The organism is Amycolatopsis sp. FBCC-B4732, from assembly GCF_023008405.1.
GTDB classification, from domain to species: Bacteria; Actinomycetota; Actinomycetes; order Mycobacteriales; family Pseudonocardiaceae; genus Amycolatopsis; species Amycolatopsis pretoriensis_A.
This window is the reverse complement of sequence record NZ_CP095376.1, coordinates 2777546-2790867: the sequence shown is the minus strand read 5'-3', so window position 1 is coordinate 2790867 and position 13322 is coordinate 2777546. Positions and strand designations below refer to the sequence as shown.

General features: G+C 71.6%; 13 protein-coding genes. 4 read left to right on the top strand and 9 right to left on the bottom strand.

Annotated features, from left to right (window positions below):
- Window positions 1–26: 26 nt before the first annotated feature.
- Window positions 27–1250 carry an HNH endonuclease signature motif containing protein gene (locus MUY14_RS11870; RefSeq protein ID WP_247023030.1) on the top strand — a complete coding sequence of 408 codons (1224 nt, stop codon included), beginning with the start codon at window positions 27–29 and terminating at the stop codon, window positions 1248–1250.
- Between the two features lie 290 nt (window positions 1251–1540).
- Here MUY14_RS11870 and MUY14_RS11865 read toward each other — a convergent pair whose 3' ends face one another.
- Window positions 1541–3604 carry an MMPL family transporter gene (locus MUY14_RS11865; protein ID WP_247023029.1) on the bottom strand — a complete coding sequence of 688 codons (2064 nt, stop codon included), beginning with the start codon at window positions 3602–3604 and terminating at the stop codon, window positions 1541–1543.
- 74 nt (window positions 3605–3678) lie between these two features.
- Here MUY14_RS11865 and MUY14_RS11860 point away from each other — a divergent pair, with 74 nt between their 5' ends.
- From MUY14_RS11860 to MUY14_RS11855, 3 genes are all read left to right on the top strand, one after another.
- Window positions 3679–4113 (top strand): MarR family winged helix-turn-helix transcriptional regulator, encoded by a 435-nt coding sequence (locus MUY14_RS11860; RefSeq protein WP_247023028.1) that lies wholly within the window; start codon window positions 3679–3681, stop codon window positions 4111–4113.
- A gap of 30 nt (window positions 4114–4143) precedes the next feature.
- On the top strand, window positions 4144–4266 hold the full coding sequence (locus MUY14_RS46855) for a hypothetical protein (protein WP_281506286.1): 123 nt from the start codon (window positions 4144–4146) through the stop codon (window positions 4264–4266).
- A 116-nt stretch (window positions 4267–4382) separates the two neighbouring features.
- Window positions 4383–4814: a hypothetical protein gene (locus tag MUY14_RS11855; protein WP_247023027.1), complete on the top strand. Its 432-nt coding sequence runs from the start codon at window positions 4383–4385 to the stop codon at window positions 4812–4814.
- 72 nt (window positions 4815–4886) lie between these two features.
- Here MUY14_RS11855 and MUY14_RS11850 read toward each other — a convergent pair whose 3' ends face one another.
- The 8 genes from MUY14_RS11850 to MUY14_RS11815 form a co-directional block, all read right to left on the bottom strand.
- Window positions 4887–5513, bottom strand: a complete 627-nt coding sequence (locus MUY14_RS11850) for a DUF4360 domain-containing protein (protein WP_247023026.1) — start codon at window positions 5511–5513, stop codon at window positions 4887–4889.
- 182 nt (window positions 5514–5695) lie between these two features.
- Window positions 5696–6568 carry a spermidine synthase gene (locus MUY14_RS11845; RefSeq protein WP_247023025.1) on the bottom strand — a complete coding sequence of 291 codons (873 nt, stop codon included), beginning with the start codon at window positions 6566–6568 and terminating at the stop codon, window positions 5696–5698.
- Window positions 6568–6927: an adenosylmethionine decarboxylase gene (speD, locus tag MUY14_RS11840; RefSeq protein WP_247023024.1), complete on the bottom strand. Its 360-nt coding sequence runs from the start codon at window positions 6925–6927 to the stop codon at window positions 6568–6570. The genes MUY14_RS11845 and speD overlap by 1 nt, the downstream gene beginning before the upstream one ends.
- Complete coding sequence (locus MUY14_RS11835; RefSeq protein WP_247023023.1) at window positions 6920–8062, bottom strand: type III PLP-dependent enzyme; 1143 nt, start codon at window positions 8060–8062, stop codon at window positions 6920–6922. The genes speD and MUY14_RS11835 overlap by 8 nt, the downstream gene beginning before the upstream one ends.
- Before the next feature lie 22 nt (window positions 8063–8084).
- Complete coding sequence (locus MUY14_RS11830) at window positions 8085–10634, bottom strand: glutaminase domain-containing protein (RefSeq protein WP_247023022.1); 2550 nt, start codon at window positions 10632–10634, stop codon at window positions 8085–8087.
- A gap of 469 nt (window positions 10635–11103) precedes the next feature.
- Complete coding sequence (locus MUY14_RS11825) at window positions 11104–11580, bottom strand: MSMEG_6728 family protein (protein WP_247023021.1); 477 nt, start codon at window positions 11578–11580, stop codon at window positions 11104–11106.
- Between the two features lie 82 nt (window positions 11581–11662).
- On the bottom strand, window positions 11663–11968 hold the full coding sequence (locus tag MUY14_RS11820; RefSeq protein ID WP_247023020.1) for a DUF1883 domain-containing protein: 306 nt from the start codon (window positions 11966–11968) through the stop codon (window positions 11663–11665).
- Window positions 11969–12067: 99 nt separating this feature from the next.
- Window positions 12068–13042: a hypothetical protein gene (locus MUY14_RS11815; protein WP_247023019.1), complete on the bottom strand. Its 975-nt coding sequence runs from the start codon at window positions 13040–13042 to the stop codon at window positions 12068–12070.
- Window positions 13043–13322 lie beyond the last annotated feature (280 nt).

Genomic DNA, 13322 nt, shown 5'->3' with positions numbered 1-13322 from the left:
TGTTCGGACGCCGGTAATCTTGGTGTGTGGACAGAGAAGCGGTGTGGCAGACGGACGCGGAGGCCTTGGCCGACCGTCTCCGCGGGCTGCTCACCGTGGTGCGGTCTGCCGAGGCGGAAATCGGTACTCTGCTGGTGGAAATCGAATCCCGCGGGGTCATGGAACTGTTCGGGTACCGCTCTGTTGCCCGGTTACTCGAACACCTCGCGGACATTCCCCACGCAGCCGCCCAGCGCACCGTCGCCCGAGCCCACGCCCTCACCTCTGCGCACACCCTCGACTCCCCGGCCGCTGTCGCCCCCGCCACCGGCGCTGCCGCTCTGACGGGCGCCCTGAGCACCCCGATGATCGACACCATCATCGAGGCTGTGTCTCGGATCCCCGTCGAGCACCGCGACACCGCCGAACAAGACCTGCTCGCCTTCGCCGCCGACGCAGACCACAAACAAGTCGTCGCCCTCGGCGCCCGGATCCTGGCCCACCTCGACCCCGACGGCGCCGAGCCGGTCGATGTCGAGCCCGCCACCCCGGCTCGCGAACTCTCGTTACGCCGCAAAAGAACCGGAACCTGGGAACTCACAGGCCGGTTCGACGACGAGACCGGCACCCGAGCCAGCGCCCTACTCGACACCCTCGCCGAACGCCGCACCGCCGACGACGGTGGAGACTTCCGTTCCCCGCAGGAACGCTACGGCGACGCCTTCTCCGACGCGATCGACCTCGCGCTCAACTCGCCAGAGCTGCCGACTCAGGCTGGTGAACGTGCCCACGTGATGGTCGCGGTGTCCCTGGCGGACCTGAGATCCGGTGTCGGCCACGCGACATTGGGCGACACCGGCCTGATCTCGGCCGTCGAAGCCCGCATCCACGCCTGCGACTGCAAGCTGATCCCGTCCGTTTTGGGCGCCAGCAGCGAACCTCTGGACTTGGGTAGAGCCCGCCGCCTGATCTCACCCGGCCTCCGCCGAGCCCTGTTCCTGCGTGACCGAGGCTGCGCCTTCCCGGGCTGCCATCGCCCACCGCGGCACTGTCAAGGTCACCACATCCGTCACTGGGCCGACGGCGGCCCCACCGATCTCGCGAACCTGGTCTTGTTGTGCGCGCATCACCACCGGCTGATGCACCGCTCCGGCTGGCAAGTCCGCCTCGCCCCCGACGGCCACCCCGAGTTCCTACCTCCGCGATTCCTGGACAAACGCCGAAAACCCCGGCGCAACAACCTGCATCAGCCACTGCCCTTCGCAGCGTGATGGGATCGGCCCGCAGCCACCGGCTACGGGCCCACACCCATGTCCACAGATGTTCCGCTCGCGCATAAAGCAATCCGCGGCCGGTCGGGCGATGCGCGCCTGGACGGATCCCCTTGGCGGTGATCTTCACCCCCGGTCAGGCCGGACACCCAGCCTCTCCAAGCTGCGCAACGTGGTCGAGCCCGGCTCAAGCAATTCAGCGGCCCGGCCACCTGGATACGCCAAATGAGCGGCCTACCACCGCGCCTGCATCGGCCTTCGCCTCCGATGAAGACCCCCCAGGACACGCCCTACTCCTCCGCGCGGGCCAGCTTCGACGGCCACCACACGCGGCGTCCCACGTCCACGGTCAGCGCCGGCACCAGCAGCGACCGCACCAGCAGCGTGTCCAGCAAGACGCCGAACGCGACGATGAACGCGATCTGCGCCAGGAACAGGATCGGGATGACCGCCAGCGCCGAGAACGTCGCCGCCAGCACGACGCCGGCCGAGGTGATCACCCCGCCGGTCAGCGACAGCCCGCGTAGCGTGCCGGCGCATGTTCCGCGGGTCAGTGCTTCCTCGCGGACGCGGGTCATCAGGAAGATGTTGTAGTCGATCCCCAGCGCCACCAGGAAGACGAAGCCGAACAGCGGCACCACCGGATCCGCGCCCGGGAAGCCGAAGATGTGGTTGAACACCAGCGCCGACACGCCCATCGTCGCCGCGAACGACAGGACCACCGTGGCGATCAGCAGCAGGGGTGCGAGCAGCGACCGCAACAACAGCGCCAATACCAGGAAGATCACCAGCAGCACGATCGGGATGATCAGCGCGCGGTCGTGCTTGGACGTCTGCTGTGTGTCCAGCTGGATCGCCGTCGGGCCGCCGACCTTCGCGTTCGCGCCCGGTACCGCGTGGACGGCGTCGCGCAGCTTGCCGACCGTCGCGACCGCCGCTTCCGAGTCCGCCGGGTCGTCGAGCACGGACAGGATCTGCACCCGGCCGTTCACGACCTTGGGCTTCCCGTCGGGGCCGGGCAGCGGGAACGACTGCGCGATTCCGTCCATCGTGGACGCCTGGACCACCGCGGGCAACGCGCCGGCGTCGGCGATCGTGACCGCCGGGGCACCGAGGCCGCCCGGGAAGTGGCGGCCGAGGATCTCCTGCCCCGTGCCGGATTCGACCTCGGTGAGGAACACGTCGGACTGCGCGGTGCCGGACGCCTTGAGCTGCGGCAGGAACGCGACGCCGACGCCGAGCACGAGCGCCGTCACCACCCAGACCACCCGCGGGCGGCGGCCGACCAGCCCGGCCACCCGGCCCCAGATGCCCGCCGTCTCCGGGTGCGGCGAGCCGAGCGCCGGCTTGAACGGCCAGAACGCGCCGCGGCCGCACAGCGCCAGCGCCGCGGGCAGGAACGTCGTCGACGCCAGGAACGCGGCGCCGATGCCGATCGCCGCGACCGGCCCGAGTCCCTTGTTCGAGTTGAGGTCGCTGAACAGCAGGCACAGCACGCCGAGCACGACGGTTCCCGCGGACGCGGCGATCGGTTCCAGCGTCGCGCGCCAGGCGAGCCTCACCGCGTCGAAGCGGCTCGGGGTGTCGCGCAGCTGCTCGCGGAACCGCGCGACGAACAGGAGCGCGTAGTCGGTGGCCGCGCCGAAGACGAGGATCGAGAGGATGCCCTGGCTCTGGCCGTTGAGCGCGAGGACGTCGTTCTTGGCCAGCAGGTAGACGACGAGGCTGGCGAGCCCGAGCGCGAACACCGCCGAGAGCAGGACCAGGAACGGCAGCAGGGGGCTGCGGTAGACGACGATGAGGATCAGCGCGACCACGCCGCCCGCGACGAGCAGGAGGATGCCGTCGATGCCGCCGAACGCCTTCACCAGGTCGGCGATCTGCCCGGCGGGCCCGGTGACGAGCACGATGAGCCCTTCGGGGCCGCCGGTGAGCTTCGCGCGGACCTCCTTGACGACCTCGCCGGGGTTGCCGTCGGCGAGGATCGGCACGCTGAGCTGCACGGCCTGGTCGTCCCGCGGCGCCTTTTCGGGGGCTCCGAGCGGGCCGACGACGCCGGGCACGCTGCCGAGCTCGCGCGCTTTTGCCTCGAGGAACTGCCGGTCGGCGGCGGTCAGGCCGGCCGGGCGCTCGGCGACGACGGTCGCGGGCAGCACCTGGCGCGGGGTGAACGCCTTCTGCTCGTCGGAGACCTCGGTCGCCTCGGCCGAGCTCGGCAGGAACGCGGCGTTGTCGTTCTTCGCGACCTCGCTCAGCTTGCCGGCGAACGGCCCGCCGAACCCGCCCAGCCCGAGCCAGGCGACCACGAGCAACGCGGGGAGCAGCCAGCGGAGGCGGCGCGGGGAGTCGTTCATGGTCGCTAAGGTCCTTTCGAGGGCGAACACGCCCCATTGTTCAGCAGGCTGAACATTTTGCACGACGACGCGGAGTGACGGTGAGCACAGCCCCCGAACCCGACCTGAGCACGTGGCCCACCGGGCGCCTGCTGGCCGCCGCCGCCCGGCTGGTCGAGCAACGCTGGGTGACCGTCCTCGCCGGCATGGGGCTCACCCACGCGGGGCTGATCGCGCTGCACTCGCTGCGCGACGGGCCGCTCCCCCAGCGGACGCTCGCCCAGCACTGCCAGGTGACCGACCAGACCATGAGCCGCACGCTCGACCGCCTCGCGAAGGCGGGTTTCGTGACGCGGACGCCGGACCCGGCGGACGCCCGGCGTCACCTGACCCGGTTGACTTCGGCCGGCCGGGCGATCCACGAACGGGCGGTGCGCGCCGAGCCCGCCCTGCTCGGCGGGCTCGGGGCGGACGACGCTTTCCGCGCCCGGCTACTGGAGGTGATCACGAGCCTGTCGGCGGGCGATTGAGACGTCGCGGGGCTGGGTAGGTTCCCTGGCATGTGGATCGCGGTGAGCACCCCAGTGGCCCTCCTGATCGCTACCGTCCTGATGGAGCGGTTCGAACGACGATGCCGCCTGGTGCCGACCGCCGAGACCGAACAGCCTCGCGTCGCACGCTGACCCCTCGTTTGTGATCCACGTCTCACTCTCCTCCCCCGAGAACCTCGGGCCTGTCCCCCGGCGACTGACCGGGTGGATCCGGCGGACCGAGACCGGGTTCAAGGGAGGAGAACACCATGCGCAGCAACCCGAAAACCGTTCGCACCGCACTCGGCCTGGCCCTCGCGGCCGGCCTGGTCACGGCGGCGAGCATCGGGATGGCCGGGGGCGCGACCGCGCAACCGGGGAGCACGGAGGGGACGATGACGAACGCGAACCAGCCCCCGAAGGGGGCGCGGGCCACCGTGCAGGTGAGCCCGAACCCGACCACCCGCCGCGGCCAAGAGGTGACGATCACCGGCGACTGCGGCGGCGGCACGGGCCTGAAGTCCGTGCTCGGCGGCTTCCCGGAGCGGCCGGCACTCGAGAACATCCGGATCCTGTCGGCCGGCCCGGACCACTTCGTGGCCAAGGCCACCGTGGTGCAGACCATCGGCAACGGGGTGGGCCCGGTCTTCGTGGACTGCGGTGGCGAAGCGGGCGTGACCCTGCTGGTCACCCACGTCTGAGCGCGTGAACGGGTGGACCGCTCACCGGCGGGGTCCCGGTGAGCGGTCCGTTTCCGGCAATGCCCGCGGAATTCAGCAGGTCTTCCACGCGAAGTGGTAAATCGTGTCCACGCTCGCGTGTTCGGAATCCATTTCGATGAAAGTCGCACCACTCGAGGTGCCCGCGTCCGCCCGCAGTTCCGCGTTGACGTTCAGGTTGCGGCTCTCCCCGCACGGGGCGAACACCAGCTCCGCGACCTCGGTCACGTCCGAGGCCCGCCACACGCCGTGGAACGGGCCGGGGAAGGCGTGGCGCACCCGCGCGGTCGGCGACGTCCCCGCGAAGTAGTAGTTGGCCTGCTCGAGCGCGCTCGCCCCGCTCTCGATGTGCGCGAAGCCGCGGTACTCGGCTTCGGCGATCGCGTACGTGAACCCTTGCGGCACATGGACGAGCACGTTGATCTGACAGTTCTTCCGGGCTTCGAGCGCCGGAGCGCCGCCGCCGGCCTTGGCGGTGAAGTTCGCGTAGTGCACCGTGAAGGACGTGTTGTCCGAGGCGACGTCCGCCGACGCGGTGGCGGTGCCGGCCGGGCAGCCGGAGCCGTTGATGGTCTTGATGTCGAGCGTGATCTTTTCGGTCGGAGCCGAAGCGGCCGAGGAATCGACGGGAACTGCGAGCGCGGACAGAACCATTCCGGCGACGACCGAAACAACGAACATGACGCTCCTCCAAACGGGCCACGGTGCCTGGTGATCGAGCCGATCGCGCGCGGAGCAGATCGTAGCGCGATCGCAACCTATTCGACGGCCACTGAACGGAGTAACACCACCGCGAAGAGTACGGGAAATCCATTTCCCGCAATTTCACGGCAAAAAACGAGGAATACTCGGATGTTCGAAGGTCAAGAGTGGTCCGGACCACTCCCGTGCCGGAGCGAATACGGCGGGGTCGCGCCGCCGAGGAGTGCCTCGGCGTCCAGCGTCGCCGCCGCGCTCCCCCGCTCCGCGAACCGCCGCGCCACCAGCGCGCCCGGGTCGTCGACCTGGTCGGCGCGGCCGGACAGGAACGCCCACTCGTGCTCGTCGGACCCGAAGTACAGGACCGTGCCGAACACCTCGCGGAACCGGCGCCACGACGCCCGCAGCGTCTCGTTGCGCCACAGCGTCGGGCAGCCCGCCTGGCCGGTCACCACGCCGCCGGGCGCGAGCAGCCGCGCGCAGCGGGTGAGGAAGTCCGTGCCGTACAAGCGGTTGTGCTGCGCGTCCGGGTCGGTGTTCTCGTCCGGCAGGTCGATCACGACGACGTCGTAGGTCAGCCCCTGGTCCGCCGCCGCGGCCAGGAACGTCCAGCCGTCCTCGAAGGACACCCGGATCGGGCCTTCGCCCCGCGAAGCCCGCTCCAGCTCCGCCGGCGTGTAGCCGTAGGGCAGGTGCTCGGCGCAGGCGCGCACGGCCTGCTCGTCGATGTCGACGTGGTCGACGTGCGCCGCCCCGGCGGCCACCGCCAGCTGGGAGGCGACCCCTTCGCTCGACCCGATGACGAGCACCCGGCGCACCTGATCGGCCAGCAGCAGCGCGGGCAGCATCAGAGCTTCGTGGTAGACGAGCTGGCTCGCCTCGGTGCTCTGGCGCTCGCCGTCGCAGAACAGCGAGACCCCTTGCGCGGTCTTGCCGATCAGCACGTGCTGGTACGGCGTGCGCTCGTCGTACCCGACGTCGCCGACCTCCCACACGCGGGTGAGGCCGGGGCCGACCGGTTCGGGGATCTGGGGCATCAGCGTTCTCCGCGGTGCAGGACGGACAGGTGGACCGAAGCGGCGTCCAGCGACTTCGCCAGCAACCGCAGCGCGTGCTCGGGGTCGGCGCGCTCGCCGCAGGTGAACACGTCCGCGAACAGCGAGCCGTGCTCGGGGTAGGTGTGCACGGACGCGTGCGACTCGGCCAGCAGCGCGATCACGGTGGCGCCCTGCGGCGCGAACCGCTTGGCGACGACGTCGACGACCGTGGCGCCCGCCTCGGTCACCGCGGCGCGCAGCAGCTCCCCCAGCCGCACGGGGTCGTCGAGCAGGCCGGGGTCGACGCCGTGCAGCTCGGCCAGCACGTGCCGCCCGGTGAACCGGCCGACCTCAGACATCCCCCCACCTCCCGAGGCAGTACGTGCGCAGCGGCTCGATGCCGTTGAAGCCCACCGACGCGTAGCTGGCGGTGTAGGCCCCGGTGCCCGGCACGTCGAGCCGGTCGCCGGTCCGCAAGGCCAGCGGCAGCTGGTACGGCGTCCGCTGGTAGAGCACGTCGTCGCCGTCGCAGGTCGGCCCGGCGAGCACGACCGGGCCGCTCGGGCCGCCGGGCGGGTCCACCGGCTCGAACCGGTAGGCGATCGCCTCGTTCTCGGCCTCGGCGAGGCCGTTGTAGCGGCCGATGTCGAGGTACACCCAGCGCCGCTCGCCCCGGTGCGCGACGAGCACGACCTCGGTCCGCAGCAGGCCCGCGTCGGCGACGAGCACCCGGCCCGGCTCCAGCAGCAGCTCGGGCCGGTTCCTCGGGAAGTGCGTGTCGAGGGCCGCCGCGATCGTCGTCGCGTACGCGTCCAGCGACGGGACGCCGGTCCGGTGCGCGGTCGCGAAGCCGCCGCCGAGGTTGAGCCGCGTCATCGCGACCCCCTGCGCGCCGGCCTCGGCGAACAGCTTCGCCGCCGTGGCGATCCCGATCTCCCACGCGGTGACGTCCGGCTGTTGCGAGCCGACGTGGAAGGCGATGCCGGGCCGCAGCCCGAGCGCGGCCGCGCGCAGCACCAGGTCCAGCGCCTCGGCCGGCTCGCAGCCGAACTTGCGGCCGAACGGCGTCACCGAGTCCGGCGCGTCGAACACCACCCGGATCGACACGGCCGAGCCAGGCGCGTGGCGGCCCAGGTGGTCGACGTCGTCCGGGGCGTCCGAAGTGAACTCCCGGACGCCGTGCTCGAAGGCGAACGCGATGTCCCGCGGCTTCTTGATCGGGTTGCCGTAGGCGATGTCCGCCGGCTCGGCGCCGCGCGCCAGGCACAGCGCCAGTTCGGCGGGGCCGGCCACGTCGAAGCCGGCCCCGGCCGCCACCAGCGCGTCGAGCACCGGCGGCGCCGGGTTGGCCTTGACCGCGTACCGGATCAGCGCGCCGGGGAAGGCCGCGCGGAACTCCCGCGCCCGGGCGGCGACGACGTCGGTGTCGACGACCAGGCACGGGGTCGGCGGGTCTTGCTCGGCCAGGAACCGGCGGATGGGGTCGGCGCGCACGGCGCCAGTGTCGCAAACCGCGTCAGACGAACCGCCACAGGTGGTCCGGTGTCCCGTTGTCGTCCCACTGGGTCACCTGGGCGCCGTCCGCCGTGGACTGCTGGTCGACGGCCATGACCTTGCCGCTGCGGACGTTGACGATCTTGGACCAGCCGCCGCCGGCGTCGACGATCCGCCAGTTGTGGTCCGGCGTGCCGTTGTCCTGGTACTGCTGGACGTGGGCACCGTTGTCGAGGCTCTGGTCGTGCACCGCGAGGACCTTGCCGCTGTTGCGGTTGACGATCCGGACGGTGCCGTCGCCGTTGTCCACGACGGCCCAGAGGTGGTCGGCCGTGCCGTTGTCCGTCCACTGCGTGACCTCGGCGGTGTCGGCCAGCGCCATGTTCGAGACGGCGAGGACCTTGCCCGAACGCTGGTTCTGCAGCTTCCGCCACACCGTCGTCGACGCGGCCGGGCGCGTCAGCAGCGCGAGGTAGCCGCCGGCGACCGGGCGGGCCTGGAAGCCGCGCTGGGTCGCGTCCGCGACGACGTACCAGTCGGTGAACGCCACCCGCTGCGGCGTGCTGTTCGCGAAGCTGTAGACGCCCTCGACCAGGGTGGTGCGGATGTTCGGCTGGTCGGTGAGCCAGGCCGCGGTCCACAGTTCCCAGTCGGCCTTCGTGTAGTTGTTGCGCGGATCGAGCAGGACGCCGTGGGCGCCCGCGCGGGCCTGGTACCAGGCGGCCTCCTGCGCCGCGACGCCGAGCGGGACCAGGTCGAGGCCGAGCACGCGGTCGGCGAAGCCGTTGTACTTCAGGCTCCAGGTGCCGTCCTGGTCGTAGGCGAGCTTGAGGTGCTGGTTCGACGGGTCCTGCGCGAGCGTCACCCACTGGCTGATGTAGCTGCGGGAGGTCGAGCGGTAGCGCTGGACGTCGGCGGCGTTGCCGACGGCGGCGGCGATGATCCCCATCGCGCCGACGCCGATGATGCCCTTGAGCGCGAGGTTGGCGCTGTGGGCGATGAAGCCGGTGAAGTCGTCGGTCTGGTTCTGGAAGCCGGGGTCGAGGGTCGCGCCGATCAGGTACTCGGCCCACTGCCGCAGGATCCGGTAGTGGGTGTTCGCGAAAGACACGGCCTCGGCCGACGGGAGCCGCTGCACGAGCGCGGCGGCCATGATCAGCATGTTGGCCGACTCCTCGACCGGCATGCTCTCCTCGTTGCCGTCGTTGTGCCCGGCCGCGTCCGGGTAGTGCGCGCCGATGTCGTGCTCGGCGAACTGCATCGGCCAGCCGCCGTGCTCGGGGTAGTCGAGCAGCGGTTCCAGGATCAGCCGAAGGTAGGCCGGGGAAAGGTAGAGGTAGCCCGGGAACGCCGGGTAGGTGACGTCCACTGTGGACATGTTGCCGCTGGAGGAGATCTCCTTGAGGAAACCCCACGGCGAGCCGCCGCGGTCGACCAGCTCGGTGCCGCCGAAGGCCTGGCGCAGCGCGAGCGCGCAGATCGCGGCGTAGTGCTCGCCCGTGCTCCCGCCCCCGGCCGCGGCGACGGCGTCGTCGTGCAGGCGCTGGTCGATCGCGGTCGCGGCGGACAGCGCGCTCGCGTAGTCGTTCGCGAACCAGACGGCCATGTCCTGCCAGCTGCCCCAGTAGTGCGTCCACCAGGGGTTCAGGGTGGTGCCGAGGTAGCGGACGGCGGGCGTGCGGACGTGCCCGATCGAGAGCGTGAACGGCGCCGACGAGCCACCGGCCGGGATGGTGCCGAGGTCCCGGTTGAACGCGAGCACCGGCCACCGGTCGCTGATCGCGCGCGGCTGGGCGGTGTCGCTCGTGTTGTTCAGGGCACCCTGACCGGCCGAAGCGGCGCGCACGACGGTGTCCTGCCCGATCTGCCAGCTCACCCCGGACGTGGGCGCGGCCAGCACGAGTGCGCCCCAGCTGGCCTGGTCGCCGTTCTCCTGGAGGACGCCTGGGCCGGCGGGGGTGCAGCTGAGGAGGGTGTAGCCGTTCCGTTGCTGCTGGGTCCAGGTGACCGGGGTCGCGGTGTCGCCGTGCACCCACTCGGCGGAGGTGTCGAAGTGCAGGTCGACGGCGTGCGCGCGCCCGTCGGCGCTGGCTGCCTGGACGGTCACGTAACCGAAGGGCACGCTCTGGCGTTGCAGGTTCGCCGGGTCGACCGGTGAGAAGAACGTGACGGTGAGGTTCACGCCCCCGCCGGTGAGGACGTAGGTCGAGCGGGTGCCGGTGACCTGCAGGCTGACCTGCGTCATGGCGGTGAGGGCGGGACCGGACGGCAGCCCGGGCGAGCCGGCGAAGACGTACGCGGCGCCGTCGATGCGGGCGAGGCCGCACAGCGCGGTGACGTGCCCGGTCCAGAAGCTGGCCCAGGTCCCGGGCAAGTTGTCGGCGGGCTGCCAGGTGGACAGGTAGGGCGACCGGACGATGAGCGGCGTGGCGGGCGGCCGGATCGGGCTGAAGGTCCCGGCGACGGCGGCGGTCGCGGGCAACCAGAGCGCGGCGGCCACGGCGGCGGCGGTTCCCCCGGCGAGCCGGAGCAGGTCGCGACGGGTGAGGTGAGCACGTGCGGGCGAGGACATCGGTGACCCCTTCGACGGCGTGCGAACAGGCGCGGACCAACTTTTACATCGTTGGTACAACGTTGTAAATCCGCCGAAGGTCGGCTGGGAGGCGGGGTGCGGACCACGGGAGCCGCAGGTCCGGGGACGATTCGGACGCCGCGGACAGGGTGTGGACTGGGTCGGGTGGCGCGGCGGGAGAACCGGCTCGCTGGAAGTTGGTCTCGGGCAGGCTCGCGGGGCGATGGCCGGGCAGTGGCCCGGCCGCCAGTCGAGAGCCGGCGGCGCCAGTCGAGAGCCGGCGGCGCCGGTGTGCGGCACCCGACCAGTACCTCCCCGGGCAGCGCCGGCCGCAGCGAGCCGCTCGTGGCAGCCCGGTCGGTCCCAGGTGTTCCCCGTCCGCCCACGCAGGCTTCCGGCGTAGTAAGCCGGGCCGGCCACCGGCGCTTTCGGCAACGCCGGGCAGCTCCATCCCAGGCCGGGTGCGACCTCAGGCCGTGCGCGCGGGGCGGTCCGAAAGCGGCCACACGTACGGCAAGTCCGCCTCCACGTCCGGGAACTGCGCGCCGTAGTGGTCCGGGTCCTTGCGCACCAGTGCGGACTGGTGGCTGCGGTGCACCGCGTCGTCGCCCAGCCAAGGCGGCAGCTCGCCGGCGGCCGCGAGCTCGGCCTGCGTGCGGATCGTGGTGCCGCCGAGGGATCGCGTGTACTCGTCGGCGAGCTTCACCGCGCACGTGTCGGCCGCACCCAGGGCGCGCCACACCGCGCAGACCTCGAAGCCGTAGCGGGTCAGGGCTTCTTCGTAGCCGGTCCACATCTTGGCCGCGGGGTGGTGGCGCCAGCCGTAACCCGGCACGACCAGCGCCCGCAGCACCTGGAGTGCTTCGACGCGCTGTTTGCCGAGCCGGCGCCGGTCGAGTGTGCGGGCGCTGGCCGTGAAGTCGGCGCAAGGCAGGAACGTCTGCATCGGACGCGGGTTACCCCGCCGCCGGGCGCCCACACGTGGATCCCTCCGCGACCCGGGGTCCGGGGGCCGCGGAGGGACCGGATCACCGGCGGTCCGTGCGTCCCTTGGCCGCGGCGGCCGGTTCCGGCTCGACGCTCACCCGCGGGCGCAAGGGCAGGTTTTCCAGCCCCTCTACGTCGAGCACCAGGAACCAGTGGGCGTTGGCGGGGATGTGGATCTTGAACATCGGTGCGGTGGCCACCCCGCCGTGCATCCGGTAGTACTGCCGGCGCCGGTATGCCTGGAAGTTGACCTCCGTCAGGAGCCTGACGTTGGCCATCGCGTCCAGGCGGACGGTGACCACCGCGTCTCTTCGCACTTTCCCGAGGTCGAACACGTTCGCTTCCATTACGTCTCTCTTCCACGCGTGGTTGGTCGGTTCGAGTTCTGGTCGCGGGCAGCGCGGATCGCGCCGCGAATCGCGACGGAGCGGAAGATCGAGACGGGCCTAGCCGGGACCGGTGCCCGGTTCGCAGGGCCGGAAGAGCGGCACGAAGTCCTCGGACACCCGCGCGTCGGGCCGCAGGTCGCGGGTCCCGTGGTCGGAGGTCAGGAACGCGGGCGGAATGGAGCTGCCGCCACTACCGGCGAGATCGGACGGCGCCGGCGCCCCGGGAGCCATCGGCGCGGGCGGGTTCTTCGCGGGTCCCCGGCCGGCTTGGGACGTCCGGTCCGGCTGGTGCGCCGGACGTGCCCGGTGCGCCTTTTGCCCCGGCCGCTGGATTTCCGCGTCGTACAGCCGGCTGTGCCCGGGCGTGGTCACGTTCACGGGCGCCGGGAGAACAGCTTTCCGCGACGGCGGCACGAACTTCCCCTGCAACAAGGGGGGCTCGACGACGTCGGGCACGGGCCTGGGATGGGATTCACCGCCGTTCCCGGCGGTGCCGGTCACGGGAGCGACAATCGGCTCGACGGTGTTCACCACGGGCTGCACGACATCGGTCACCGGCGCGAGAACTTTGGTGACGGTCCGGGTCACGGGCGACAGCACCGGCCCGACCACGCGCACGACGGGCTTCACCACGGCGCCGACGGTGGAGGTCAACGGCCTCGCCACGACTTGCACGACAGCGGTCACCGGGTCGAGCACGGTCCCCGCGACGACACCTGCGGTCTCACTGACCGGCCCGGCGATCGAGGCAACGGGTCCGACCACAGCAGCAGCCGCATTGGTAATCGGCTCGGCGGAGCGCACGACCCGCGCTATCGGCTCGAGCACGGGTGTGACGGGCTTGGTGACAGCCTCAACGGACCGCACCACCGGCGCAGTCCCCAGAGCGGCCACCGGCTCGGCAGCGCGGGCGGCCTGGGATACGGGCCCGACCACCGAAACCACCGCGGCGGCCACCGGCTCCGCCGCGCGAGCGGCCTGCCCAGTGAGCTCGACCAGCGGCTCGGCCGAGCGCACAGCCTGGGAAACCACTGGCGAAACAACACCAGCGGCCACCGGGCCGGCTGAGCGGGCAGCTTGCGCCCCCGGCTCAACCACTGGCGAAACCGCACCAGCAGACACCGACCCAGCCGAGCGGACAGCCCGCGCTCCCTGCGCAGCCACCGGCACAACCACAACAGCAGCCACCGAACCGGCCGAGCGGGCAACGTGCGCCCCCGGCGAAACCATACCGGCGGCCACCGACCCAGCCGAGCGGGCAACGTGCGCCCCCGGCGAAACCATACCGGCGGCCACCGACCCAGCCGAGCGG

What these genes read in the sequence shown, in the direction of transcription:
- MUY14_RS11865 (WP_247023029.1), bottom strand. Translation starts at nt 3,604, where the DNA reads ATGAACGACTCCCCGCGCCGCCTCCGCTGGCTGCTCCCCGCGTTGCTC.
- MUY14_RS46855 (WP_281506286.1), top strand. Translation starts at nt 4,144, where the DNA reads ATGTGGATCGCGGTGAGCACCCCAGTGGCCCTCCTGATCGCTACCGTC.
- MUY14_RS11855 (WP_247023027.1), top strand. Translation starts at nt 4,383, where the DNA reads ATGCGCAGCAACCCGAAAACCGTTCGCACCGCACTCGGCCTGGCCCTC.
- MUY14_RS11850 (WP_247023026.1), bottom strand. Translation starts at nt 5,513, where the DNA reads ATGTTCGTTGTTTCGGTCGTCGCCGGAATGGTTCTGTCCGCGCTCGCA.
- MUY14_RS11845 (WP_247023025.1), bottom strand. Translation starts at nt 6,568, where the DNA reads ATGCCCCAGATCCCCGAACCGGTCGGCCCCGGCCTCACCCGCGTGTGG.
- speD (WP_247023024.1), bottom strand. Translation starts at nt 6,927, where the DNA reads ATGTCTGAGGTCGGCCGGTTCACCGGGCGGCACGTGCTGGCCGAGCTG.
- MUY14_RS11830 (WP_247023022.1), bottom strand. Translation starts at nt 10,634, where the DNA reads ATGTCCTCGCCCGCACGTGCTCACCTCACCCGTCGCGACCTGCTCCGG.
- MUY14_RS11825 (WP_247023021.1), bottom strand. Translation starts at nt 11,580, where the DNA reads ATGCAGACGTTCCTGCCTTGCGCCGACTTCACGGCCAGCGCCCGCACA.
- MUY14_RS11820 (WP_247023020.1), bottom strand. Translation starts at nt 11,968, where the DNA reads ATGGAAGCGAACGTGTTCGACCTCGGGAAAGTGCGAAGAGACGCGGTG.